We start from the raw sequence: 25,726 nt of genomic DNA on the forward strand, positions 1-25,726 counted from the left end.
GAATAGTGTAAAATAAAGATTTACTGTGTGCTTAGGGTTATATTAGAGAATAGGGTGTTTTTAGGGGTTTGGAAGGTAATAGAGGATAAAATTTAAAATTTTCTAAGTTAAAATTACATAGAATATATTAGCAATATTTTTGAAAAGATGTCGAAAATTTGAAGGCATCAAAATGGATTTTATAAAATTTCTTAATCATTTTCAACCCATATCTAAATCTTCTCAGCAAGCTAGTGTATATAAATCTTTTAAGTTGAATTTAAAACCAAAGATTCTTAATGAAAAAGACGAAAATTCCTCTTCATTTCAAGATCAAAAAACAGATGTAGCTCAAACTATGCTTCAAAGATTAGAAGATGAAAAAGTTTTCAATCAAAAGGTAAGTGATAAAGTGAAAAAAGCTGAAAGAGGTATGACTACTATATATTTTAGAGATCCTATTACAAATAAACTCGTTCGTAGTGCTTTAAGTTCAACAGCTATCAATAAAATGGGGATTGAATTTGATAAAGAAGATATGACTAAAAGACTTGATGGATCATATATATTAAGTGGAAAAGCTGAAAATTTCGTGGCTGGATGGTATGCTGATATAGCATATACTAGAGCTTATATGGTTAGCGATAGAAATAATGATGGATATTTAGAAGATTACGAGCTTGAAGATACGAAAAGTGGTTTTGTAGCACAGGAAACAAATTTAGGACTTTTTGTGCAATCTTATACACAATTAAATGGTAGTGTAGATACTCTATTTGGTTTTGAAAAAGATTTTAGAGAAATGCGTCCAGATGATACCAAAGATACAGATTATGCTGGTAGAACTATAGGTTTAGAGCTTGATAAAATGATAAGAAAAGATGGAGATTTTGATGGAGAGCTTAGTTTTAGCGAAACTGGCATGCAAGCAGTAAAAACCAAAGCTCCAAATTCTAGATGGACTGAAAGTGTAGGTATATTAACTTTAACTAAATTTGATCAAACTAATACAATGGAAATTAAAGATATCTTGGATAAATTAGGTAAAGGTGTAAAATATGATGATTTAAGTGAAGATGAAAAATCTCTACTTAAAATGCAATTATCTGATAAAATTTTTGATGAAGTTGAAGATAAAGAAACTGGTAATAAAAAACTTGTTTTTAATCTGGATAAATTTAAAATTTTCTATGAAGCTTTTGTGGATTTATTCAAACAAAGAAGTGCAAAAATGCTAGGTTTAAAACCTGAAGATGCAACTAAACTTAATTATGACAATCTTGGTGAAATTGTCAACGAAATGAAGCAAACTTATTTTGATACAAATTCTACAAGTTATGGAAAAATAGCTGATTTAATTAAAATTTGGGCTTAGTTTTTATAATTATCTTGTAAAGTGTATTGTTATTTTTATTTTGATATATTGATATATTGTATTCTTATAAAAAAGTAACTAATAAAAGTTTAGTCATATAGACTAAATAAAATTAAGTATATTTTTTTATATTTATACTTGACAAAATAACACTCAATGTTGTATAATACTTCTAGCAATCAAAAAATAGAGTGCTAAAAATTTAAGGAAAGAGCTATGAAAAGCCGAGATAAAAAGGATTTGATTTTAGATTCTATCATCCAAACTTATCTTTTAGATAATGTTCCTATTGGTTCAAATGAATTGAATTTAAATCTTTGCATCCCTGCTTCAACTATACGCGTCTATCTTAAAAGGCTTAGCGACGAGGGTTTGATCACTCAGCTTCATATAAGTAGTGGTAGAATTCCTACTATTTTGACAATGCAAAATTACTGGCAAAGTTTTTGGAAAAAAGAACAAGATCAAGATATCAATATCAAAAGTGAGAATTTTTTAAAAGAGTTGAGTAAAGAATTTGAAATTTACTGTCTTGTTTATGGTGGTAGAAGCTTAGTGCTTAAAGAAGTGCTTGATCTAAATGCTAAGTTTATAGTGCTTGATTTTAAAGAAGAAGAGCTCGTTTTAAAATATGAAAAAGAAGCATGGAATTTTTTACAAAGTCTTATAGGATTGGATCTTTTTAGTATAGAAAAAATAGCTTTAAGGGTTCATTTTATGGATCTTGTAGAAAAAATAGCTAGCTTAAGGCAAAATTTGATTTGCTATAGAAGCAATGAAGAAAGAGCTTATCAAATTTATCAAAATGATGAATTTGTTAAGCTCTTAGATTGTGGAGTTCATCGTTATTTTAAAGAAAGTCTTGAATTTGAACCTTTATTTAAAGAAGGTTTTATGGGGCTTAAGGTGGATGCGCAGTTTTTGGGCGAAGATGTAAATATTATCTTAGCAGGTAGTGTTTATACGGATTATAAAAAAATATTACAATACATAAAGGAGGCGGCGTGAGCGAGCAAAAGCAAGAATTTGAAAACGAAAACGCAGAAAATTCTGAACATTTGCAAGATGAGAATTTGCAAAATATCGAAGATGTTGAGCAAAACAGATTGCAAAAAGACTATGATGAATTAAAAGACAAATATATGCGTGCAAACGCTGAATTTGAAAATATTAAAAAAAGAATGGAAAAAGAAAAGCTAAGTGCTATGGCTTATGCAAATGAAAGCTTTGCAAAGGATTTGCTTGATGTTTTAGATGCTTTAGAAGCAGCTATCAATGTCGAATGCCATGATGAAATTAGCTTAAAAATCAAAGAAGGAGTGCAAAACACTTTAGATTTGTTTCTTAAAAAACTTGAAAAGCATGGAGTGGCTCTTATTAAAGAAGAAAAAGAGTTCGATCCAAATTTACATGAGGCAATGTTTCATGTAGATAGTGAAAATCATCAAAGTGGTGAAGTGGTTACCGTGCTTCAAAAAGGCTATAAAATAGCCGATCGCGTAATCCGCCCAACTAAAGTTAGTGTAGCAAAATAAATTTTAATAAAAAGGATAAAAAATGAGTAAAGTTATAGGTATAGATTTAGGAACAACCAATTCTTGTGTTGCTGTGTATGAACGCGGCGAAAGTAAAGTAATCCCAAACAAAGAAGGTAAAAATACAACTCCTTCTGTGGTAGCTTTTACAGATAAAGGCGAGGTTTTAGTAGGAGATAGTGCAAAACGCCAAGCGGTAACTAACCCTGAAAAAACTATTTATTCTATTAAAAGAATTATGGGTTTGATGATCAATGAAGACGCGGCTAAAGAAGCTAAAAACAGACTTCCTTATCATATCACTGAAAGAAATGGTGCTTGTGCGATTGAAATCGCAGGTAAAATTTATACTCCGCAAGAAATTTCAGCAAAAGTTTTAATGAAACTAAAAGAAGATGCTGAGGCTTTCTTAGGCGAGAGTGTTGTAGATGCGGTTATTACTGTACCTGCATATTTTAACGATGCACAAAGAAAAGCAACAAAAGAAGCAGGAACGATAGCAGGACTTAATGTATTAAGAATTATCAATGAACCTACTTCAGCAGCTCTAGCTTATGGACTTGATAAAAAAGATAGTGAAAAAATCGTGGTTTATGATTTAGGTGGGGGAACTTTTGACGTTACCGTGCTTGAAACCGGCGATAATGTAGTAGAAGTTTTAGCAACAGGTGGTAATGCTTTCTTAGGGGGTGATGATTTTGATAATAAACTTATAGATTTTCTAGCTAATGAATTTAAAGATGAAACAGGCATAGATCTTAAAAATGATGTTATGGCTTTACAACGCTTGAAAGAAGCAGCAGAAAACGCTAAAAAAGAATTAAGTTCAGCTAATGAAACTGAAATTAATTTACCATTTATCACAGCAGATGCAAGTGGGCCAAAACATTTGGTTAAAAAACTTACTAGAGCTAAATTTGAAGGTATGATTGATTCTTTAGTAGCTGAAACCATCACTAAAATCAATGAAGTAGTAAGCGATGCAGGGCTTAAAAAAGATGAGATCAAAGAAATTGTTATGGTAGGGGGTTCTACTCGTGTTCCTTTAGTGCAAGAAGAAGTGAAAAAAGCTTTTAATAAAGATCTTAATAAGTCTGTAAATCCTGATGAAGTTGTGGCTATTGGTGCGGCGATTCAAGGTGCGGTTATAAAAGGTGATGTAAAAGATGTGCTTTTACTTGATGTTACTCCGCTCTCTTTGGGTATAGAAACTCTAGGCGGGGTAATGACTAAGATTATCGAAAAAGGCACAACTATCCCAACTAAAAAAGAGCAAGTTTTCTCAACCGCTGAAGATAATCAAAGTGCTGTAACTATCAATGTTTTACAAGGGGAAAGAGAATTTAGTCGTGATAATAAATCTTTAGGAAATTTCAATCTTGAAGGAATTCCACCAGCACCACGCGGTATGCCACAAATCGAAGTTACTTTTGATATCGATGCAAATGGTATTTTAACTGTTAGCGCAAAAGATAAAGCAACAGGTAAGGCTCAAGAGATCAAAATCACAGGTTCAAGCGGACTTAGCGAAGAAGAAATTAACAACATGGTAAAAGATGCTGAACTTCACAAAGAAGAAGATAAAAAACGCAAAGAAGCTGTAGATGCTAGAAATGCAGCTGATAGCTTGGCACATCAAGTAGAAAAATCTTTAAGTGAGTTGGGTGAAAAAGTTGCCACTGCTGATAAAGAAAACATCCAAAAAGCTCTTGATGATTTGCGCGAGACTTTGAAAAATCAAAATGCAAGCAAAGAAGAGATTGAAAGCAAAATGAAAGCTTTAAGCGAAGTTTCTCATAAATTAGCTGAAAACATGTATAAAAAAGATGAGCCAAATGCAGCGAACGATAAAAAGAAAAAAGATGACGATGTAATCGACGCTGAAGTTGAGTAATCTTCCAAAATCTCCATTCAAGCCTTTTTAAAAGGCTTGAACTCAATTCTATTTTATCTTATTTAATTTTTAAAAATTTTTTAGTAGTGATTTTATATAATATATTATTAATAAAAATATAAGGAACACATCATGGAACAAAGCCAATTCCAGCCCATTGTCAACTTTATATGGAGTGTGGCAGATGATTTGCTTCGTGATGTTTATGTAAAGGGCAAATACCGCGATGTTATCTTACCCATGACAATCATAAGAAGAATTGATGCGGTTTTAGAGCCTACAAAAGATAAAGTTCTTAAAACCTACAATACCTATAAAGATGAATTTGAAAATTTAGAATCTTTGCTAGGTGGAAAACAAGGGAATAAACTAGGCTTTTTTAATTATTCTAAATTTAACCTACAAACCCTTCTAAACGATCCAAAAAACATAAGAATAAATTTTGAAAATTATCTTGATTGTTTTAGTGAAAATATCAAAGATATCATTTTAAAATTTAAATTCAAAAACCAACTCGATACCCTAGAAGAATCCAATATACTTTTTGGTGTTATAGAAAGATTTTGCTCGCCTAAGGTAAATTTCGGTATAGAAGATATTTTAGATGAAAAAGGTAATGTTATCCATAAAGGCTTGAGTAATCTTGGCATGGGGTATGTTTTTGAAGAGCTTATCCGTAAATTTAACGAAGAAAATAATGAAGAAGCCGGAGAGCACTTTACCCCAAGAGAGATTATAGAGCTTATGACTCATCTTGTATTTTTGCCTGTAAAAGAGCAGATCAAGCAAGGAACATGGCTTATTTATGATAATGCTTGTGGAAGTGGTGGTATGCTCACAGAATCAAAAGAATTCATCACAGATCCTGAAGGACTTATACAGTCAAAAGCAAATATTTATCTTTACGGGCAAGAAATCAACCCTGAAACTTATGCTATATGCAAAGCAGATATGCTGATAAAAGGCGAAGATCCAGATCATATAAAATTTGGCTCTACTTTAAGCAATGATCAACAAAACTTACAATTTGATTTCATGCTTAGCAATCCACCCTATGGTAAGTCTTGGGAAAATGATCAAAAAATTTTAGGCGTAGAAAAGAAAGGCTCAAATTCAACTTGCAATGACCCAAGATTTAGCGTAGGTATCACAAGCAAAAGCGATGGGCAAATGATGTTTTTACTCAATATGCTTAGCAAGATGAAGTTTGACACCCCTTTGGGTTCTCGTATCGCAAGCGTGCATAATGGAAGCTCACTTTTTAACTCAGATAGCGGTATGGTAGCTATAAGAAAGCATATCATAGAAAACGACTATCTTGAAGCTATAGTCGCCCTACCTACTAATATGTTTTATAACACCGGCATTCCCACTTTTATATGGATTATCACCAACAAAAAGCCAGAACACAAAAAAGGCAAAGTCCAGCTTATAAACGCTACAAATGAAGAGTATTTTTCAAAAATGAAAAAGTCTTTAGGCTCTAAACAAAATGAAATGACTAAAGAACATATAGAAAAAATCACTAAATTATTTTTAGAAAATGCAAGTAATAAAGATTGCAAAATTTTGGATAATGAAGACTTTGGCTATACTAAAATCATCATAGAAAAACCAAAAAGCATAGAAGCTTTAAAAGATGATGAAAAATTTGCAAAACTAAAAGACAAAGATAAAATTTTAGAAAAATTACAAGAATTAGAACAAAATCCACAAGACTTTAAAAACAGAGAAGAATTTATCAAATTTTTAGGTGTAAAGCTTAAAAAAAGCGAAGAAAATCTCATCATTGATAGCGATAAAACTAACAATACTGAAAAAATTCCACTCAAAACAGACATACAAAACTACTATGACACAGAAGTAAAGCCTTATGTAGCAAACTCTTGGATAGCGTGGGAGAGTGCAAGTGTGGGCTATGAAATACTTTTTAACAAATACTTTTATATCTATACTCCACCAAGAAAACTAGAAGAAATAAACAGCGAATTAGAAAAGCTAGAAAAAGAAGTGCAAGATCTTTTAAAAGAGATCATGCAATGAAAAATTTCAAAGAGAGTGGCATAGAATGGCTTGGAGAAATTCCAGAGCATTGGGAAGTAGTAACGCTGAAATATCTTGTAGAAAAAATTATTGGAGGAGGTACACCTGATACCTCAAATTTAGATTATTGGACAAATAATAAAAAAGATGGGTATTTATGGGTATCTATTGAAGATATAACAAAATCAAGTTTTATAACAGATACCAAAAGATATATTACACAAGATGGTTTAGAATCTTCATCTGCAAAATTAATTCCACCATTTTCTATTCTTTATTCTATTTATGCATCTTTAGGAAAAATTGCTTATTCCGATCAAATATTGACAACAAATCAAGCAATTTTAGGTATTCAATCAAATCATAAATTAGTATTTTATAAGTTTTTATTTTATTGTTTATGTAATACCACAAATTATGTAACAATCCTTTCTAGTATGACTACTCAAAACAATATTAGCTTATCAGTGGTAGCAAATCTTAAAATCCCTGTCCCACCACTAAAAGAGCAAGAGCAAATTGCAAATTTTTTAGATGAAAAATGCGAGCAGATAGCAAATTTCATAGAGAAAAAAGAAAAACTCATCACACTTTTAAAAGAGCAAAAACAAGCCTTGATAAATGAAACCATCACAAAAGGACTTGATAAAAATGTAAATTTTAAAGATAGTGGCATAGAATGGCTTGGAGAAATTCCACAGCATTGGGAAATAAAAAAGCTTAAAATGCTTTTTATACTTGGCAACGGATTAAATATAACTAAAGCAGATTTTGTTTCTTATGGAATACCTTGTGTTAGTTATGGCGAAATTCATTCTAAATACCCTTGTCGTCTTAATACTACTATCCATACATTGCCATTTGTAAGCAAAACATATCTTGCAGATAAACCACAATCACTTTTGCAAAAAGGAGATTTTGTCTTTGCAGATACTTCTGAAGATATAGAAGGTTCAGGAAATTTTACAAGCATTCAATCCGATACACCGATTTTTGCAGGATATCACACAATAATTTTGAAATATAAAGGCAAGATCAATTCTTTGTATTTTTCATTTTTATTTGATTCTATATTTACAAGAAATCAAATAAGAAAAGAAGTTTGTGGAGTAAAGGTTTTTAGTATCACAAAATCTATTTTAAAAGAAGTGCAGTGTCTTATCCCTTCATTAAAAGAACAAGAACAAATCGCAAATTTTTTAGATGAAAAATGCGGAAAAATAGATTTATTAATAGAAAAAACCGAAAAACAAATAAAACTCATAAAAGAATACAAAACCACACTCATAAACCAAGCCGTTTGTGGTAGGATTAATAATTAATGAAATTCAAATTGTGTTTTATATTTAAGATGTTCCAATTTAACATATGTGAGCATTTTTTATAAAATGATTTATCGAGTTTAAATCTATCCAACATTGGTTGCTTATAAAAGTTAATTAAAATATTTTTTTCTTCACTTTTTAAATTATTCCACCATGAAAGTTGGAAATATAAATTTTCAACAGAAGAAAAAAACCAATGTAAAATGGCACCGGATTTTTCATCATTTGGTATTTTATTTAAGCTAGAAATAAATTTCATGCAATATTGTTCGTTATAGAAATCTTTTAGCCAAGAAAAAATAATCAAACTCTTGTTATCTATATTAATAATAGAAGCTGAAATAGGATTAAATATTTCTTCTATATTTTCCAAGTCAGCTAATTTTGTATTATCAAAATCAACGATTGGAAACCATGTGCAACTTCCTATGAATTGAGATATAGAACTAATCTCTATTGAATAATATCTAATGCAATCGAATTCTCTATTAGTTAAAAATGAATCAAATTTTTCTTTCAAAAGTTTTAAATCCCTAATTCCAACATTTAATGCATCATCGTAAAATTTAAAGTGTGCTTGTATTGATAATTGTTCTACTATTGGTTTTCCTCTATCAAAGCATCTTCTTTCTTTACTAGTGTCTAATATGCTTTCTTTAAGATAGAGCTCATAACATAAATTACGGTATGCAAGCATAAAAATTTGGATATTTTCAAATTCAAAGTTTTTATTTTCTAAGACAGAAAATAATTCTACATCATGTTTGGAGCAAAATATTTGATATGTAGAAGCTTTATTTATTCCTATAATTGATAATTCACATATTGGATTTTCTGCCTTTTCAATATTTAAATTAGAAAGTTTTAAAGTTGCTAAATTGTTTTTTTCATCCGCAATACTTTTTAGGTTACAATTTTTAGAAATAGTATGCGCTTTAATAATTTTTTTTGAGCAATCACATTTAATTTCTTCTGGAGCCATGCATATTTTTTTATTTTTTACTTTTTTATTAATCTCAATAAAATCCGATTGTCTTATAGGACTTTGATTTTCTCTATCTATATGACATTTTTTAAATTTTTTACCACTTCCACACCAACATAATTTGTTTCTATCTTTTCCCTTCATAAAAAACCTTTTTATAAAAATAAGATTATATTTAGCTTTCTTGGATTTTAAAAATAAAAATTATATAATACTTTTATTTTTTTAGGAAGCTAACAATGACTAACTACAAAGAAAAAGATTTAGAAAATTTCATAGAATCATATTTATTAGAAAATAATGACTATATCAAAAGGACAAATGAAAATTACGATAAAAATTTATGTTTAGATGTAGAGCTTTTTGAGAATTTTTTACAAGCTACGCAAAGTGTAGCATTAGAAGAGCTTAAAAAGCGTTGTGGACAAAACTATAAAAAAGAACTTTTTGATCGTATTTTCTCGCAGATCAAAACTAAAGGTATAGTCAAAGCTTTGCAAGGCTATGTAGAGATCAAAGGCGTCAAAATTTACCTAGCCTTTGCCAAGCCAAATACCAATGCAAACGAAGAAAGTGTGAAAAAATACGAGCAAAACACCCTTTCTATCATACGCCAGCTTCACTATAGTATGCAAAATAAAAACTCCCTTGATATGGTGATCTTTTTAAATGGCTTGCCTCTTATCACCATAGAGCTTAAAAACCATTTCACCGGACAAAATGTCTTTCATGCTATAGAGCAATACAAAAAAGATAGAAACCCAAAAGAAGCTATATTTAACTATACGATAGTGCATTTTGCACTAGATCATGACCTTTGTTACATGAGTACGAAATTAGATCAAGATGCGACTATATTTTTACCTTTTAATCTTGGTTTAAACAATGGTAGTGGCAAAATAGGCTTAGCAAATGGAGCAGGTAATCCGCCAAGTGATGGTATAAAAACAGCTTATTTGTGGGAGAAAATCTTTAAAAAAGATACTTTGCTAAATTTATTTTTTAATTTTGTGCAAGTTGTAAAAAAGAAAAATGAAGAAATCATCATATTTCCTAGATACCATCAATTCGATGTAGTAGAAAAGCTACTCGCCCATGCAAAAGAAAACGGCACAGGGCAACGCTACTTGATCCAGCATAGTGCAGGAAGTGGCAAGAGTAATTCTATATCTTGGCTTGCGCATAATCTCGTAAGCTTGCATAGACTTGAAAAAAATATCTTTGATTCTATCATCGTAGTAACCGATAGAAAAGTGCTTGATAGCCAAATAAGAGAAAATGTAAAATCCTTTTCACAGACAAAAAATTTAGTAGAAGCCATCACTCATGGAAGCAAACAGCTTAAAAACGCTTTAGAAGAAGGTAAGAAAATCATCATCACAACCATACAAAAATTTCCTTTCATTTTAGATGAGATCAAAACTTTAAAAAGCAAAACTTTTGCTATCATCATCGATGAAGCACACTCTAGCCAAAACGGAAGCAATGCTCAAAAAATGGCAGAAGCCATAAGGGATAAAAGCGGCGATGAAAGTCAAAATTTAGATGATGAAATTTTAGAAATCATAAAAAATAAAAAACTCCAAAGCAATGCTTCTTATTTTGCATTTACCGCTACGCCTAAGCCAAAAACCTTAGAAATGTTTGGTATGCCTTGTGATGTTAATGGAGAACAAATGTTTATCCCTTTTCATCTTTACTCGATGAAACAAGCCATAGAAGAAGGATTTATACTTGATGTATTAAAAGGCTATACAACCTATAAAAGTTACTATAAAATCATATCTTGTACAAATGATAATCCAAAATACGATAAAAAAAGAGCAAGTGTAAAACTAAAAGCCTATGTCCAAAACAATATCAAAACAATCGAACAAAAATCACAAATCATGTGTGAGCATTTTTTCCAAAATAGCTTTAAAAAGATAAATGGTAAAGCAAAAGCTATGATTGTAACAAGCTCAAGAGAAAATGCTGTAAAGTATTATCTTGTTTTTAGGGAATATTTAAGAAAAAATTATCCACATTTTAAAGCCATTGTAGCTTTTTCAGGTGAAGTAAATTTAGAAGGTGAAATTTATAGCGAAAGTGGTTTAAATGGTTTTGCGGAAAATGTTTTAAAAGATGAGTTTAAAAAAGATGAGTATCGTTTTTTAATCGTTGCGGAAAAATACCAAACCGGATTTGATGAGCCATTATTACATACTATGTATGTGGATAAAGCATTAAGTGGGGTAAGTGCAGTACAAACTCTATCAAGACTAAACCGAACTTGCAAAAACAAAGAAAACACTTTTGTGCTAGATTTTGTAAATACTCATGAAGATATAGCAAAATCTTTTAGTGTGTTTTATGAGCAAACTTATTTAAGTGAAGCCACAGATGATAATAGAATTTTTGATTTAAAGGCAAATCTAAATGAGTATGAAATTTATACCCAAGAAGAAATAGATGATTTTGCAAATGCTATTTTAAGAAAAGAAAAAGAAAATATCATTCATGCAAAATTGGACATAATGCTAGATAGATTTAATCAAAAAAGTGATGATGAAAAATTAGATTTTTATAATAAAGCAAAAACTTATCTTAAAGAGTATTCTTTTCTTGCACAAATATTGCCTTATGAAGACATAGAGCTTGAAAAACTCTATATATTGCTTAAAAAACTTGCTAGTAAGATCATCTTGCCTAAATCAGAGGATTTAGCTAAAGGAATTTTAGATAATGTGGATTTTGATAGTTATCGCTTACAACTTGATAAAACACAAGACATCGTTTTACAAGGAAATGGAGAGCTAAAGCCTTCGTTCGCAGATGGTTCGAGCAAAAGTGTTGAAGCTGAATTAGAAGAACTTTCAAACATCATCAAAGATTTTAATAACAAATACGCAAATATAGACTTTAATGAAAGCGATAAAATCGCTAAAATCTTATACGATATAAAAGATGATATAGCAAAAAATGAAAGAATACGTGAAACTTTTAGCAAATCCGATATACAAAATTCTCGTATCGAGTTTGATGCGCTTTTAAAAGATAAAATTCAAGATATCTTGGAGTTAAATTTAGAACTTTTTAAACAATTTAATCAAAATATAGAATTTAAAGACAAGATAGCAAATACCATGTTTAATATGGTTTGTAATGATTTTTAAAGTATAAAATTGTCAAAAAAGGATAAATGTTTGTGAGTGTAGATTTTTTTAAAACCTTTGATATTTCAAATAGTGAAAGATTAAAAGCTAAAAAAGTGCAGGGTAAAAAATATGAAATTTTTCTTAATGAAAATGAGCAAAGTCTTATAACTCCTAAAGTGTCTTTTAAAGAAATTTTGAGGTATTATTATCTTTATCCAAAAAATGCCATTCCTTCTTTTAAATTACCTTTTTTCAAGCCTGATTTGAGTGATTTTAATACTCCGCATATTACTTGGCTTGGACATTCTTCGCTTTTTATAAGTTTTAAAGAATATAAAATTTTGATTGATCCTGTTTTTAACACTCATGCTTCGCCCATTTCTTTTATCAACAAGGCTTTTAAAAATGCTCCTGTTTATAATATAAATGATTTTAATGAAATTTTTGCTGTGATTATCACGCATTCGCATTTTGATCATTTAGATGCTAAGAGTATAAAAGCTTTAAAAGAAAAAGCACGATTTTTTATCACACCTTTAAAAGTGGGAAATTATCTAAAAAGCTATGGGGTGAGTGAGAAAAAAATCATAGAGCTTGATTGGTGGAGTGGAGTAGAATTTGATGATTTAAAAATCATTGCAACACCTGCACAGCACAGTTCAAGTAGGGGAGATGGTAAAAACAAAACCCTTTGGGCTTCTTTTGTGATGGAATTTTTAAGTGTAGATAAGAGAGTGTTTTTTAGTGCAGATGGAGGATATTTTACACATTTTAAAAAAATAGGTGAATATTTTGGAAGTTTTGATCTAGCTTGTCTTGAAAGCGGACAGTTTAATATCGCTTGGCCATATTCACATTCTTTTCCTGAACAAATTTTAAAAGAAACAAAGGATCTTAATGCAAAAGCTGTCATGCCTATACATTGGGGGAGATTTTTAGCAGGAACTCATGCGTGGAATGAGGTAGTAAAATTTCTTTATGAAAATTTAGATTTACCCCTTATCACACCAAAAATGGGCGAGGCTTATGAAATAGGGGCTAAATTTAAACAGGATTTTTGGTGGAAAGAAGGATAAATTAACACAAGTTTATAATTTATATTTTGGTTTTTGCTATAGTTTTATAAAACTAAAAAAGGAGATTTTGTGAAAATCATTCAATGGAGTAGGGCGGAATTTAGCCCAAAAGAAGTGAAAATCAATGTTTTAATTGACAATGAAAAAGGTAAAGAAATTCAAATTTTATTAGCTAAAGATAGTGTGATGAAAGAGCATAAAGCTCCTTTTGCTATACATATTCAAGTTTTAAGCGGTAAAATTTGGTTTGAAGTGGAAAAGGAAAAATTTGAATTAAATGCTTTAGATATGATAAGCCTAGAGGCAAATGTAGCGCATTCTTTAGGTGGATTAGAAAATTCTATAATAAGATTGAGTTTAAATAAATCAGATAGTATTCAAAGAGTAAATGCTGTGCTTAAAAAGCCTTGATTTTATAAGGTTTTAATTTGCCTAAATAATTCTAGGCTTTAACCTAGAATTATTTATAGTTTTTAATGAAATTTGCTATTCTTTCTAAACCTTTTTTGATAAGCTCATCGCTTGTGGCATAAGAAAGTCTGAAGTATCCATCCATTCCAAAACCTATACCTGGGACAACGGCAACTTTTTCTTGTTCAAGCAATTTTTGGCAAAATTTCATAGAATCTTTTTCTATTTTTTGTATATTTACAAAAAGATAAAAAGCACCTTCTGGTTTATAAACACTGATATTTGGGATTTGTTTAAGCATATCTAAGGCTAAGTTACGGCGTTTTTCAAAGGCTTGACGCATTTTTTCTATATCTTTATCACATTCTCCATTTAAAGCAGGAATGGCCGCATGTTGAGTAATGGAGCAAATATTTGAAGTGCTTTGTCCTTGAAGTCTTTTAACGGCTGAAATTAGGGCTTTATTTTTGCTTGCCATATAGCCAAAACGCCATCCTGGCATAGCTCCACATTTGCTAAGTCCGTTAATGGTCGTAGTGCGTTTTAAAGCATCTTCGCTTACACTTGCAAAAGCTACAAAATCAAAACCATCATAGCGAAGTTTTTCATACATTTCATCACTTAAAACAGTGATTTGCGTTCCTTCTAAAACTTTAGCAATTTGAGTTAATTCTTCTTTGGAATAAATCGATCCCACGGGATTTGAAGGAGAATTTAACATCAAAACCTTGGTTTTAGCTGTGATAGCTTTTTTTAATTGTTCAGCGGTAATTTTAAAGCCATTTTCTTCTAAGCCTTCTACAAATACAGGTTTTCCACCTGCAAATTTTGCCATTTCAGGGTAGCTTACCCAGTAAGGACTAGGGATAATCACTTCATCATCTTTTTCTACTAAACATTCTATACATTCAAAAAGAGAGTGTTTTGCGCCTACATTGGTGATAATTTCGCTTGTTTCATAATCAAGATTATTATCTTTTTTAAATTTGATTTGAATAGCTTTTAATACTTCAGGAATTCCCGCAACGGCAGTGTATTTTCCACATCCTTTTTCAATAGCACTTATAGCGGCATTTTTGATAGTTTGTGGTGTGTCAAAATCAGGTTCGCCTGCTGAAAAACTAATGATATCTTCGCCTTTGGCTTTAAGTTCATTGGCAAGTGCAGTGATGGCTAAAGTGATAGATTCTTCTAAAACTTGAGATCTTTTTGTAAGCATTTTTCAATCCTTAATAATTTTTGTTTAATTTTAGCAGAAAATTGCATTTTTACAATAAATTTAATTTAAAAATGAGTTATAAATTTCAATAAATGTGAAAATTTGTATTAATTTTTAGGAAAAATTAATACGCATAATAATACATATAATTTTATGTATTATAAAAAATTATTATTTTTGTGATTCAGGTTGTTTTAATATAAGATTTTCAAGTTCTAAAATTTTCTTTTCTAACTTTTCTAGTTTGTCATCGCAATTTGCATCTATGGCTCTAATGTTTTTATTTTTACGCTCTTCGATAATATAAGCAGGAATTCCAACGGCAGTTAAATTTGCACCTACATCTTTAACCACTACAGCATTTGAGCCTATTTTGGCATTTTCTCCTATGGTGATATTGCCAAGTACTTTTGCGCCTGAGCCTATGATCACTCCTTTTTTTATGGTTGGATGGCGTTTAGTACCTTTTTCTAGGCTTGTTCCACCTAAAGTAACGCCTTGATAAATTAAAACATCATCTTCTATGATCGCTGTTTGACCTATAACTACTCCATTGGCATGATCTATAAAAATACGTCTTCCAAGTTCTGCTCCAGGGTGTAAATCTACCCCAGTTAAGAATTGTGAAATTCCACTAATCATTCTTGCAATACGTTTAAAATTTCTTATATAAAAAAAATGTGCAAAGCGGTAATTTACTACAGCCCACACTCCAGGGTAATTAAAAAAAAGTTCTATACAAGAATTAAAAGCTGGATCTTGTGCCTTTGGCTGAGAAAAATCTTCTTTTATAATACCCCAAAAATTCATCTAAACTCCTATGCTTTTTAAATAACCATTATCATTTAAGAAAAGATAAAGTTCCCCTAAAATATGCTTTTTTTGCTTGTCATTTACAAGCTTAGAATTACTTATGCGTTCATTAAGTATATCCATGATAGCGTGTATATCATAGTCTAAATCTTCTAAGGCATCAAGTATGGATTGTGCTTCTATAACCCCCTCAACTTCATAGCCTTTTTCATTGATACTTATAATAGCTTCAGTAGGATGAGTAAAAAGATTGTGTTTCATTCCAAGTACTTCTTGATAGGCACCTACAAGAAAAAACCCTAGAAAATAATTTTCTTTTTCTACATCTACATCGTGTAAAAATAAAGGTTTATCTTTAGAGTATGAAATTTCTCCATCACTATCGCAGGTTATATCCCAAATACTTGCACTTCGAGTCGGTTCTTCATCTAAGCGATCAAGTGGCATAATGGGGAAATTTTGTTCTAAGCCCCAAAAATCGGGTATGCTTTGAAAGAGTGAAAAATTTACCAAATACCTTTCTTGTACTTCATCTTGTATAGCAAGCAAATCCGCAGGATTTTGCTTATCACCTAAAAGCAAGATGGCTTTTTTTGTAATCAAATGAGTTAAAATTTCAGCATTGGAACGATCTTGTAAATCCACATAGCCCAAATCAAAAAGAGTTAAAATACTCTCTAAATGATCTATGCTATCATGCAAGTATTCTAAAGCATTGGAAGGTTTTATGCTTTTATAAAGATCGTAAAGCTCATCGATAAGTTTTGGATTTTGTTTTTTAAGTATGAGTTTGTTTTCTGCGTATTCTTGAGAAAAAAGTTCTAATACAGGAGCAATTAAAACAGCGTGATTAGCTGCTACAAAACGTCCACTTTCTATGAAAATATCAGGCTCTAAATCTTTTTTTTGTTCAGCTATATTTTTTAGGATAAAAACTACATCGTTAGCGTATTCTCTTAAGGTATAATTTCTACTTTTTTCATTTTTAAATTGTGAGTATTCCACAGCTAAACCGCCACCAAGATTGATAGCTTTTAGATTTTTAGCTCCCATTTTTCTAAGTTCTGTGTAAATATTTCCTGCTTCATTTAAGGCTTTTTTCAAGGGATGAATTTCGGTAATTTGTGAGCCTAGATGAAAGTGAATCATGGTAAATTGTTCTAAAAGTTTGTTTTCTTTGAGTAAATTTACCGCTTCTATGAGTTCAGTGGATGTAAGTCCAAATTTAGAATTAATCCCACCACTTTTTGCCCAAATTCCAACTCCAGCAGAATGCAAACGCACGCGTAAGCCTATATTTGGTTTAGGTTTAAAGCGTTCTTTGGCTATGTCTATGATAGCTTCAAGTTCATTAAGTCCTTCTATGGTTAAAGTGATATTATGTCCCATTTCAGCTGCGATAAAGCCTATATTGATAAGTTCTCTATCTTTAAAGCCGTTTACTGTAATAGGTGCGCCTTCATTATTATAAGCCATAGCGAGTAAAAGCTCTGCCTTAGAACCTGCTTCAAGTCCGTAGTTATAGTCTTTTCCAAGCTTTACAAGATTTTTTACAAAACCAGGGTATTGATTGACCTTTAAAGGATAAACAGCGTTAAATCCTCCTTTATAGCCAAATTCTTTTCTTGCTTTATTGAAATTTCCGTAAATATTTTCAATTTGTTTTTGAATAAGATGAGGAAATCTTAAAAGTAAAGGCCCCTTGTATCCATCATCTCTTAATTCTTTAACTATATCAATAATAGCAGGTTTTTTCTCATGATTGATACAAACTTTACCATTTTTGATAATAAAATTTTCATTTCCCCAAATATCAATACCATAATCCATCATAAAACCTTCTTTAAGTCTGAAATTTTAATCATTTTTTCTTCTTTTTTTGCTAAATTTTTATAAAACAAACTTTCATTTTGTGCTTCATTTTCTCCCATACAAAGAAAAATTTCAGCATTATTTTTATCCGCGTTTTCGAGATGTTTAGCTAGTTTTCTTGCCTCATAGCTTAAAAACACTTTATATTCTTTTCTTAAATTTGTAGCGATATGCAAAAGTTTTTGGATATAAATTTCATCCATAGCGCAAAGATAAATTCCTTCTCTTTGAACCTTTTCTTCTTTTTGTTCTAAAATGGCTATAATTCTTTCTATACCCATGGCAAAACCTACGCCAAAACCACTTTTTCCATCAAGGTATTCAATGAGTCTATCATATCTTCCGCCCCCAGCAATAGCAGCTTTTGCACCAATTTCATCGCTAATGAATTCAAAAGCCGTTTTAGAGTAGTAATCAAGCCCTCTAACAAGTTTAGAATCTACTTCAAAATCCACTCCATTTTCTTTTAAAACGCTTTGTAAAATTTCAAAATCTTTTTGACAAGATGAGCATAAATTTTGATTTAAAAGTGGAGCATCGTTAAGTAAGCTTTGGCAATGCTCATTTTTACAGTCTAAAACACGAATGGGATTTAAGTTTTTTCTACGCAAACAATCCTCGCAAAAACCTTTTTTGCTATCTAAAAAATGTATTAAATTTTCACGATATTTTGGCATACATTCTAAACAACCTAAAGAGTTAATCAGTAGTTTAAATTTAATATCTAAGCGTGAAAAAATTTCTACTAACATTAAAATAATACTTGCATCTTCATAAACGCTTGCGTTTCCAAAACTTTCAACGCCAAATTGATGAAATTCTCTTAAGCGTCCTTTTTGGGGTCTTTCATAGCGGAACATAGAGCCATGATAAAACCATCTTTTCACACTAGTGTTTTTATCGAGTTTTTTTTCTATATAGGCACGCACTACCCCAGCAGTTCCTTCAGGACGCATGCAAACATGATTTTCGCCTTTATCGATAAATTCATACATTTCTTTACCTACTATATCAGAACTTTCTCCTACGCTTCTTTTAAAAAGGGTGCAAAGTTCTAAATGCGGTGTATTGATAAAAGTAAAGCCATAGTTTTTAGCTACTTCTTCGCAGGTTTTAATCACTTTTTCATAATAATATGCATCTTTATCTAATAAATCTTTCATTCCTTTTAAAGCGTTAATCATTGTAAAAATTCCTTTATTTGTTGGTGTAATTTTTCTTTACTTTCTTTTGCGTCAAGTGTTAAAATTTCTACAGAAATTTTTTCTTTTAAAAAATGAAGCACTTTTTCGAGTTTATCTTGCACACTTAAAAAATACTCAATGCCACGTTTTTCTATGCTATCTAGTTCTTTTTGACTGAGGCGTTCTTGGATAAGGCTTGCATCTCCTTTTAAAAAGATAATTTTTTGTGGAAAAAAATCTTCTAAAGCAAAACTATTTAAAGCAAAAAGTAAATCGTTTTCAAAATCTTTGGCATAAGCCATGCCTGAAATAAAACTTCTATCGCTAATAATGAGTTTGTTTTGATTGGTTTTTAAGATTTCTTCAAAATGTTGAGCACGATCAGCTAAAAAAAGCAAGAGTTCAGCTCTTTTGCTAATAGGATGAGTTTTATTAAGTAAAATTTCTCTTAAATGTTTTCCAAGTTCTGTTCCGCCAGGTTCGAGTGTAAAAATGGCGTCTTTGTAAATTTCTTTTAAAAGTGAAATTTGCGTACTTTTTCCTACGCAGTCAATACCTTCAAAAACTACATACAAGATTGATCCTTTAAAAAAGGTAGAATTTCTTTTGGAACAAGAGAACTTACATCGCCCCCATGTGCTACTATAGAGCGAACAATAGAACTTGAAATAAAAGCATGTTTTAGACTTGGCATAAGATAAATGGTTTCCATATCTTCCCAAAGTGCGTGATTTGCATAGCCAATTTGCAATTCGTATTCAAAATCACTCACCGCTCTAAGTCCACGGATTATAGTATTAACTTTTAATTCTTTGGCTAAATCTACAAGCAAATTATCAAAAGCAATGATTTTAACATTTTTTAAATTTTGTGTTGCGAGCAGGGCTAGTTCTTTGCGTTTTTCTAAATCATAGCAAGGTTTTTTATGTTCACTTTTTGCTATGGCAACGATGACTTCATCAAAAATTTTTAAAGCCCGTTTTATAACATCTAAATGCCCGTTGGTAATAGGATCAAAAGTCCCAGGATATAAACAAGTCATTTTTGCTCCAATTTTTTTTAAAAATATAACAAATTTAAACTAAAAATTTTGCCATTTTTCATATAAATTGTGTTTTATTTCTAAAAGATCTAACCATTTACCTACGATAAAATTTTCCATTTGCTCTAGATTGTTTGCTCTAGAATAACTTGCGATAATAGGAGGTGCGATGATAGCTCCCATTTGGCTAAGTTTTAACATATGTTCTAAATTTAAAGTAGAAAAAGGCATTTCGCGTACACCTAAGATGAGTTTTTTTCTTTCTTTTAAGGCTACTGCTGCAGCACGCATTAAAAGAGTGTCTGCAAAACCAGCGTGAATTTTTGCTAAACTTGAAATCGAACAAGGAGCAATGATAGTTTTTTCTATTCCAAAAGATCCACTTGCTACACTTAGACTTAAATTTTTATCATCTAAAAAATGAGTGTATTTAAAATTTTCTTGACAAATTTCTTCTAAATTTGCTCGATTTTCAGCTTTGAAGCTAAGTTTAGCACCTTGGGTTAAAATGCAATAAAGTTCGCATTGATTTTCTAAATTTTTTAATAATTTTAAGCCTAAATTGACACTGCTTGAACCAGAAATTCCTAATAAAACCTTCATTGTATAATCATCCTATTTTTACCCACTACGATGCCTTGCATAACTTTACCTTCTTTGTTTTTTGCACGAATCCTTTCGCCCATATTTGCACTTTGCAAAGCCACAAGTTCGATTAAAACATCAACATTTGCTTCGCTTAAAACCCCGATTATAGGATCATTTCGGCGTATTAAAGCTGTGGTTTTAAACATATTTGCCCTTAAAATGGCGTTTTTGTTAATATTGCTTTTAGCTACAAGATTATCCACATCATCTAAGGTTAAGGCATTTAAAGGAACTTTATCAAAATCAATCAATACGCTTTTATAGTCAAAAGCTCCAAGTTTATCTCCTCTTTTTATAGCGCGTTCGCTTTTTAAAACTTCTAAATTTGCTTGAATGAAATATCTAAAAAATACATTTTTTTGTATATTTTGCGGAGTTTTAAATTCAGCCCTTAAAAAGCCTTGTGCTTGATTAAAACGCCCATTAGCGATTCTTAGAAATTCATATTGATCAAAATCTTTAGGCAGTGATGTTATTTTTAAATCAATTTGAGAAATTATAATTTTAGGGAAATTATTTCTAAATTCTTTAGCTAGTGCTGTTTTGATTTCTTCTAAACTAGCTGCTTGGATATAATTTATCACAATAAAAAAAGTTAAAAAAATAATTTTCATTTTTATCCTAAGAATTATAATGCAATAAATAGTATTTTAGCTTTTATAAGTTTAACAAAGCCTTTAGAAGGCTTTGTATAGAGTTAAAAAGTAGGGATAACAGAGCCTTTGTATTTTTCTATGATGAAATTTTTAATTTTATCGCTTGTTAAAATTTCTTTAATAACAAGACTTTTTTGACTTGTTTCTTCACCTTTTCTTGTAGCTAAAACAATAGCATATAAACTATCTTTATCTTCCATAAAAATACCATCTTTTAAAGGGTTTAAACCTGCTCCAAGAGCATAGTTTGTGGTAATAATAGCCAAATCAGTATCATTTAGGGCTCTTGGAAGTTGTGCGGCTTTAAGCTCTATAAATTTAAGATTTTTTGGATTTTTACTTATGTCAATAGGGGTTTTAAGGGTGTTTTGACTTTTAAATTCTATTAAATTTGCTTTAGCTAGTAAATCAAGGGCTCTGCTTTCATTGGTAGCATCATTAGGTATAGCGATTTTAGCACCATTAGGAATATCTTTTATATCTTTTATGGAATTAGAATATATAGCCATAGGAACTAAAACAATAGCATCTAAAGAACTTAAATTTGTTCCTTTGTGGGTATTAAAATCATCTAAAAAAGGTTTATGCTGATATAAATTTGCATCTAAATCTTTTTCATTTAAAGCGATGTTAGGTATATTATAGTCATTAAATTCCTTAATTATTAACTTCCAACCTTTTTCTTGAAATAAGGGTTTGGAGAAATTTAAAATTTCAGCATAAGGCGTTGGTGTTGCACCTATGATTATGGTTTTATCTGCTCCAAAACCAAGGCTAATTGTAAATAAAACACTTAAAAATATTTTTTTAATATTCATGCTATACTCCTAAAAAGCTGGGATTAATATATCTTTATAATGTTCATTAATGATGGCTTTAAATTTATCGCTTCTTAAAATTTCATCAATTACTTTGGTTTTTTCGCTATCTTTATCTTCTGAGCGTACCACAACATAATTTACATAAGGGCTATTTTTATCTTCCCTAAAAATAGTATCTTTACTTGGATTCAGACCGGCTCCAAGTGCGAAATTAGAATTAATTATAGCAATATCAACATCATCTAAAGCTCTTGGAAGTTGTGCGGCTTTAAGCTCTATAAATTTAAGTTTTTTTGGATTTTTGTTTATGTCCAATGGGGTTTTTAGAGTATTTTTGTTAAGCTCTATTAATTTTGCTTTCTCTAAAAGCTCTAAAGCTCTACTTTCATTGGTGGCATCATTAGGTATAGCAACTCTAGCACCTTCTTTAAGATTTTCTAAATTTTTGATTTTTTTACTATAAACTCCTACTGGAGCTATAAGTACAGGCGTTGTTGCAATTAAATTTGAACCTTTCTTTAGGTTGTATTCTTCTAAAAAAGGTTTGTGTTGATATAAATTTGCATCAAGTTCTTTTTCCTCTAATGCACGATTGGGCAAAATATAGTCTGAAAATTCTACTATTTTAAGCTCATACCCTTTGTTTTTAAAATCATCTTTCATTAGTTCTAGTAAGCTACCAAAAGGATTTGGAGTGGCTCCTATAGTAATGTTTTGTGCAAATAGACTAGATAAATTTAGAATGCAAGCGAGTATAATAATTTTAAATAAATTCATAAAAACTCCTTTGTATTTAAGAAAAAAGTCCCTAGGTAAGGGACAAAATTAAAAAGCAGGTAAAACAGATCCGTTGTATTTTTCTATGATAAATTGTTTGATTTTATCACTTTGTAGAGCTTGGGTTAAGGCTTTGATTTTTGGATCGTTTTCATGTCCCACTCTTACAACAAGAATGTTTGCATACGGACTTTCTTTATCTTCGATAAATACGCTATCTTTTGCAGGATTTAGATTTGCAGAGAGAGCGTAGTTGGAATTAATTACAGCAAAATCAACATCATCTAAAGCTCTTGGAAGTTGTGCAGGCTTTAATTCTACAAATTTAATTTTTTTAGGATTGTCTATAATATCAAGAGGTGTTTTTAAAGCCTTATCTTTAAATTTTACCAAACCTTTTTTTGCAATAATATCTAAAGCTCTACTTTCATTGGTTGGATCATTTGGAATGGCGATTTTAACCCCTTCTTTAATATCATCTAGACTTTTGTATTTTTTGGAGTAAACAGCCATAGGTTCTATGTGTATGGCAGCTACTTTGATAAGTTTGGTGCCTTTGTTTTTATTAAATTCTTCCAAATAAGGAGTATGTTGGAAAAAATTTGCATCGGCTTCTCCGTTATCAACAGCTAGATTAGGTAAAACATAATCCGTAAATTCTTTGATTTCAAGTTTATAGCCTTGTTTTTCTAAATCAGGTTTTACTTGCTCTAGGATTTCAGCATGAGGGACGGGAGTTGCTGCAACTGTGATGGTTTCTAATGCATTTGCATTAAGACTTAATGTTAAAATACTTGCTATAAATAAAGATTTGATTTTCATTTTTTTCCTTTTTAGTCATTTTGTGCTTGCTTTAATCTTAATAAATTCACTCTGACTATCAGGAAGAAGCATATAAAAACTTGTTGATAGTCAGATTAGCGCATCTGATACATCATTCTATTTCCTTTAATTTTTTGTTTAAATTCTACTTAAAAAAACTTATATTTATCTTAAAAGGAGATATAATCTCCTTATTTTTTGAAACCTTTATAAAGCAAACTTCCTAAAAATAAGATAAAAACAATTACTTGCCAAAAGAAATTTTCATCATTGTTTATATTGATGACTATGCTAACTCCAAGTAAAATCAATAGAGTGGCAATAATATATGTAGTTTTACTATTTTTAGCCCAAGTATAAAATAAATTACCTAGAATTTGAACTAACTGAACTAATATAAGTAAAATAACTACAGTTTGAATCATAACTTCTTTGTTAAATCTTTCATAACCATAGCGAATAGCTACATCTCCTAATCCTCCACCACCGACAGTTCCAGCAAGAGCAGAAAAACCAATGGTAAAGATCAAAGTTAGGGTAATTCCGCTAATTATAGCAGGAAGGGCTTCACTAAAGATAACCTTGAAGATAATTTGAATATTGCTAGCACCATAACTTTTTGCTGCTTCTATGATTCCTTTGTCTATTTCTTTAAAAGCACTTTCAAGCATCTTTGCCAAATAAGGAGCTATTCCGATAGCTAAAGGAACTATGGCAGCATTTGTACCTATGCTTGTGCCTACTATGATTTTAGAAAGTGGTAAAAGAACAACTATAAGAATTAAAAATGGAAAGGCGCGCAGTATATTTGTAATAAAATCTAAAATGCTATAAGCGATTTTATTTTCTTTAATTCCATTTTTATCCCAAATAGCAAGTAAAATTCCAGGAATAATAGCCAATAAAAATCCAAATAGTACAGCCATTAAACTCATATAAATTGTTTCATTAAGTGCAGGTTTTAAAATGTTTTCATAATTTTCACTGAAACTTGTGATAGAACTTAAACTCACTTCTTTAATATCCTGCCAAGAAAATTCATTAAAAAATTGAGAAATTCTACTAAAAAAAGCACTGATGATAGAGATGTTTTCTTCATTCATGATGCCACCTCCCATAATACTCCACTTTTTTCTATGTAATCAAGAACCTTGTCTTTATCCTTTTCATTTATATTTATAACTAAATTTCCCAAGGCTTTTCCATTAAGTTTTTCTATTTTACCCCAAACTATGTTAAAGTCTATATTTAGAGTTCTTGCCATATGAGTGATGACACTATTTTGGGCAACTTCTTTTGGAAAGTAAAGTTTGATATTAAGTCCGTGCTCAGGTAAGAAGTCGCTTTCTCCTAAAAATTCTTTCATTTTAGCATTAGGCCTTAAAAAAAGCTCATCAATTGCTCCACTTCCTATGATTTGTCCATGTTCAAGTAATAAAGCTTTTTGAGCTATGTCTTTTACCACATCCATTTCGTGAGTTACTAAAACAACAGTAATCCCAAATTCAGCATTGATTTTAGATATAAGCTCTAAAATATTTTTTGTAGTGTTTGGATCAAGAGCCGAAGTAGCTTCATCGCTAAGTAAAATTTTTGGGTTTAAAGCTAAGGCTCTAGCAATAGCAACGCGTTGTTTTTGCCCCCCACTCAGTTCTCTTGGGTAGGATTTGTTTTTATGATCAAGTCCTACGATTTCAAGTAAAGAATTGACTTTTTGGGCAATTTCTTTTTCGCTCATGTATTCTTTATTAAAAAGCTTGGCATGAAATTTACACTGAGTATAGTGTGTTCTTAAGGGCATAGCAACATTTTCAAATACATTTTTGCGCTCCATTAGGGCAAAATTTTGAAAAATCATCCCTATATCTTTTCTAAGCATTCTCAGCTCTTTTGATTTTTTTTGACTTAAATCTTTAATTTCTTGATCAAAGACTTTTAAGCTTCCTTCTTGATAATTCTCAAGTCCATTAATACATCTTAAAAGAGTGGATTTTCCAGCTCCACTATGACCTACTATGGCGTAAATTTCGCCCTTTTTAATCTCCAAAGAAACATCGTTTATCACGAGTTCTTTGTCATAATATTTTTTTAAATTTTTTATTTTTATCAAAT

General features: G+C 30.6%; 23 protein-coding genes. 9 read left to right on the forward strand and 14 right to left on the reverse strand.

The features are described from left to right. Positions 1-172: 172 nt before the first annotated feature. From ELQ09_RS07730 to ELQ09_RS07755, 6 genes are all read left to right on the forward strand, one after another. Positions 173-1,354: a hypothetical protein gene (locus tag ELQ09_RS07730; protein WP_052785446.1), complete on the forward strand. Its 1,182-nt coding sequence runs from the start codon at positions 173-175 to the stop codon at positions 1,352-1,354. 216 nt (positions 1,355-1,570) lie between these two features. Next, positions 1,571-2,362, forward strand: coding sequence for an HrcA family transcriptional regulator (locus ELQ09_RS07735; protein ID WP_002856966.1), 792 nt, complete (start codon positions 1,571-1,573; stop codon positions 2,360-2,362). Continuing rightward, positions 2,359-2,889: a nucleotide exchange factor GrpE gene (grpE, locus tag ELQ09_RS07740; protein ID WP_002893254.1), complete on the forward strand. Its 531-nt coding sequence runs from the start codon at positions 2,359-2,361 to the stop codon at positions 2,887-2,889. Before ELQ09_RS07735 ends, grpE begins: the two co-directional genes overlap by 4 nt. A 22-nt stretch (positions 2,890-2,911) precedes the next feature. Beyond that, positions 2,912-4,783, forward strand: a complete 1,872-nt coding sequence (gene dnaK / locus ELQ09_RS07745) for a molecular chaperone DnaK (RefSeq protein ID WP_002871433.1) — start codon at positions 2,912-2,914, stop codon at positions 4,781-4,783. A 132-nt stretch (positions 4,784-4,915) separates the two neighbouring features. Next, a complete protein-coding gene (locus tag ELQ09_RS07750) occupies positions 4,916-6,826 on the forward strand; it encodes an N-6 DNA methylase (protein WP_134263879.1) in 1,911 nt (636 codons plus the stop codon). Further along, positions 6,823-8,148, forward strand: coding sequence for a restriction endonuclease subunit S (locus ELQ09_RS07755; RefSeq protein WP_134263880.1), 1,326 nt, complete (start codon positions 6,823-6,825; stop codon positions 8,146-8,148). The genes ELQ09_RS07750 and ELQ09_RS07755 overlap by 4 nt, the downstream gene beginning before the upstream one ends. Here the strand turns inward: ELQ09_RS07755 and ELQ09_RS07760 are convergent. Continuing rightward, positions 8,138-9,280 carry an SEC-C domain-containing protein gene (locus tag ELQ09_RS07760; protein ID WP_134263881.1) on the reverse strand — a complete coding sequence of 381 codons (1,143 nt, stop codon included), beginning with the start codon at positions 9,278-9,280 and terminating at the stop codon, positions 8,138-8,140. The genes ELQ09_RS07755 and ELQ09_RS07760 overlap by 11 nt on opposite strands. A gap of 95 nt (positions 9,281-9,375) precedes the next feature. Here ELQ09_RS07760 and ELQ09_RS07765 point away from each other — a divergent pair, with 95 nt between their 5' ends. The 3 genes from ELQ09_RS07765 (at position 9,376) to ELQ09_RS07775 (ending at position 13,760) form a co-directional block, all read left to right on the forward strand. Then, positions 9,376-12,291, forward strand: coding sequence for a DEAD/DEAH box helicase family protein (locus ELQ09_RS07765; protein ID WP_134263882.1), 2,916 nt, complete (start codon positions 9,376-9,378; stop codon positions 12,289-12,291). Positions 12,292-12,317: 26 nt separating this feature from the next. Further along, a complete protein-coding gene (locus tag ELQ09_RS07770; protein WP_052786004.1) occupies positions 12,318-13,349 on the forward strand; it encodes an MBL fold metallo-hydrolase in 1,032 nt (343 codons plus the stop codon). A 69-nt stretch (positions 13,350-13,418) separates the two neighbouring features. Continuing rightward, positions 13,419-13,760 carry a cupin domain-containing protein gene (locus ELQ09_RS07775; RefSeq protein ID WP_002857179.1) on the forward strand — a complete coding sequence of 114 codons (342 nt, stop codon included), beginning with the start codon at positions 13,419-13,421 and terminating at the stop codon, positions 13,758-13,760. 49 nt (positions 13,761-13,809) lie between these two features. Here ELQ09_RS07775 and ELQ09_RS07780 read toward each other — a convergent pair whose 3' ends face one another. The 13 genes from ELQ09_RS07780 to ELQ09_RS07840 form a co-directional block, all read right to left on the reverse strand. After that, on the reverse strand, positions 13,810-14,979 hold the full coding sequence (locus tag ELQ09_RS07780) for a pyridoxal phosphate-dependent aminotransferase (protein WP_134263883.1): 1,170 nt from the start codon (positions 14,977-14,979) through the stop codon (positions 13,810-13,812). A gap of 171 nt (positions 14,980-15,150) precedes the next feature. Further along, on the reverse strand, positions 15,151-15,789 hold the full coding sequence (gene cysE / locus ELQ09_RS07785; RefSeq protein WP_002860746.1) for a serine O-acetyltransferase: 639 nt from the start codon (positions 15,787-15,789) through the stop codon (positions 15,151-15,153). Beyond that, on the reverse strand, positions 15,790-17,625 hold the full coding sequence (speA, locus tag ELQ09_RS07790; RefSeq protein ID WP_088303697.1) for a biosynthetic arginine decarboxylase: 1,836 nt from the start codon (positions 17,623-17,625) through the stop codon (positions 15,790-15,792). It abuts the gene before it with no gap. Further along, positions 17,622-18,848 (reverse strand): histidine--tRNA ligase, encoded by a 1,227-nt coding sequence (gene hisS, locus ELQ09_RS07795; protein WP_052825565.1) that lies wholly within the window; start codon positions 18,846-18,848, stop codon positions 17,622-17,624. Before hisS ends, speA begins: the two co-directional genes overlap by 4 nt. After that, complete coding sequence (gene tmk, locus ELQ09_RS07800; RefSeq protein WP_070316508.1) at positions 18,845-19,423, reverse strand: dTMP kinase; 579 nt, start codon at positions 19,421-19,423, stop codon at positions 18,845-18,847. Before tmk ends, hisS begins: the two co-directional genes overlap by 4 nt. Further along, complete coding sequence (gene coaD / locus ELQ09_RS07805) at positions 19,414-19,890, reverse strand: pantetheine-phosphate adenylyltransferase (RefSeq protein ID WP_002852633.1); 477 nt, start codon at positions 19,888-19,890, stop codon at positions 19,414-19,416. The genes tmk and coaD overlap by 10 nt, the downstream gene beginning before the upstream one ends. Positions 19,891-19,929: 39 nt before the next feature. Continuing rightward, on the reverse strand, positions 19,930-20,493 hold the full coding sequence (locus tag ELQ09_RS07810; RefSeq protein ID WP_052825567.1) for a UbiX family flavin prenyltransferase: 564 nt from the start codon (positions 20,491-20,493) through the stop codon (positions 19,930-19,932). Beyond that, positions 20,490-21,152, reverse strand: a complete 663-nt coding sequence (gene flgA / locus ELQ09_RS07815; protein ID WP_002852578.1) for a flagellar basal body P-ring formation chaperone FlgA — start codon at positions 21,150-21,152, stop codon at positions 20,490-20,492. The genes ELQ09_RS07810 and flgA overlap by 4 nt, the downstream gene beginning before the upstream one ends. An 83-nt stretch (positions 21,153-21,235) precedes the next feature. Continuing rightward, positions 21,236-22,012 carry a MetQ/NlpA family ABC transporter substrate-binding protein gene (locus ELQ09_RS07820; RefSeq protein ID WP_070316506.1) on the reverse strand — a complete coding sequence of 259 codons (777 nt, stop codon included), beginning with the start codon at positions 22,010-22,012 and terminating at the stop codon, positions 21,236-21,238. 9 nt (positions 22,013-22,021) lie between these two features. Next, complete coding sequence (locus tag ELQ09_RS07825; protein WP_096702887.1) at positions 22,022-22,792, reverse strand: MetQ/NlpA family ABC transporter substrate-binding protein; 771 nt, start codon at positions 22,790-22,792, stop codon at positions 22,022-22,024. 48 nt (positions 22,793-22,840) lie between these two features. Continuing rightward, entirely contained in the window at positions 22,841-23,614 is a 774-nt protein-coding gene (locus ELQ09_RS07830) for a MetQ/NlpA family ABC transporter substrate-binding protein (RefSeq protein ID WP_044260557.1), read from the reverse strand. 191 nt (positions 23,615-23,805) lie between these two features. Continuing rightward, a complete protein-coding gene (locus tag ELQ09_RS07835; RefSeq protein ID WP_002861419.1) occupies positions 23,806-24,717 on the reverse strand; it encodes a methionine ABC transporter permease in 912 nt (303 codons plus the stop codon). Then, positions 24,714-25,724 (reverse strand): methionine ABC transporter ATP-binding protein, encoded by a 1,011-nt coding sequence (locus ELQ09_RS07840; RefSeq protein ID WP_134224965.1) that lies wholly within the window; start codon positions 25,722-25,724, stop codon positions 24,714-24,716. Before ELQ09_RS07840 ends, ELQ09_RS07835 begins: the two co-directional genes overlap by 4 nt. Positions 25,725-25,726: the final 2 nt, after the last annotated feature.

This window comes from Campylobacter sp. CH186 (assembly GCF_004378925.1).
Classification (GTDB): domain Bacteria; phylum Campylobacterota; class Campylobacteria; order Campylobacterales; family Campylobacteraceae; genus Campylobacter_D; species Campylobacter_D jejuni.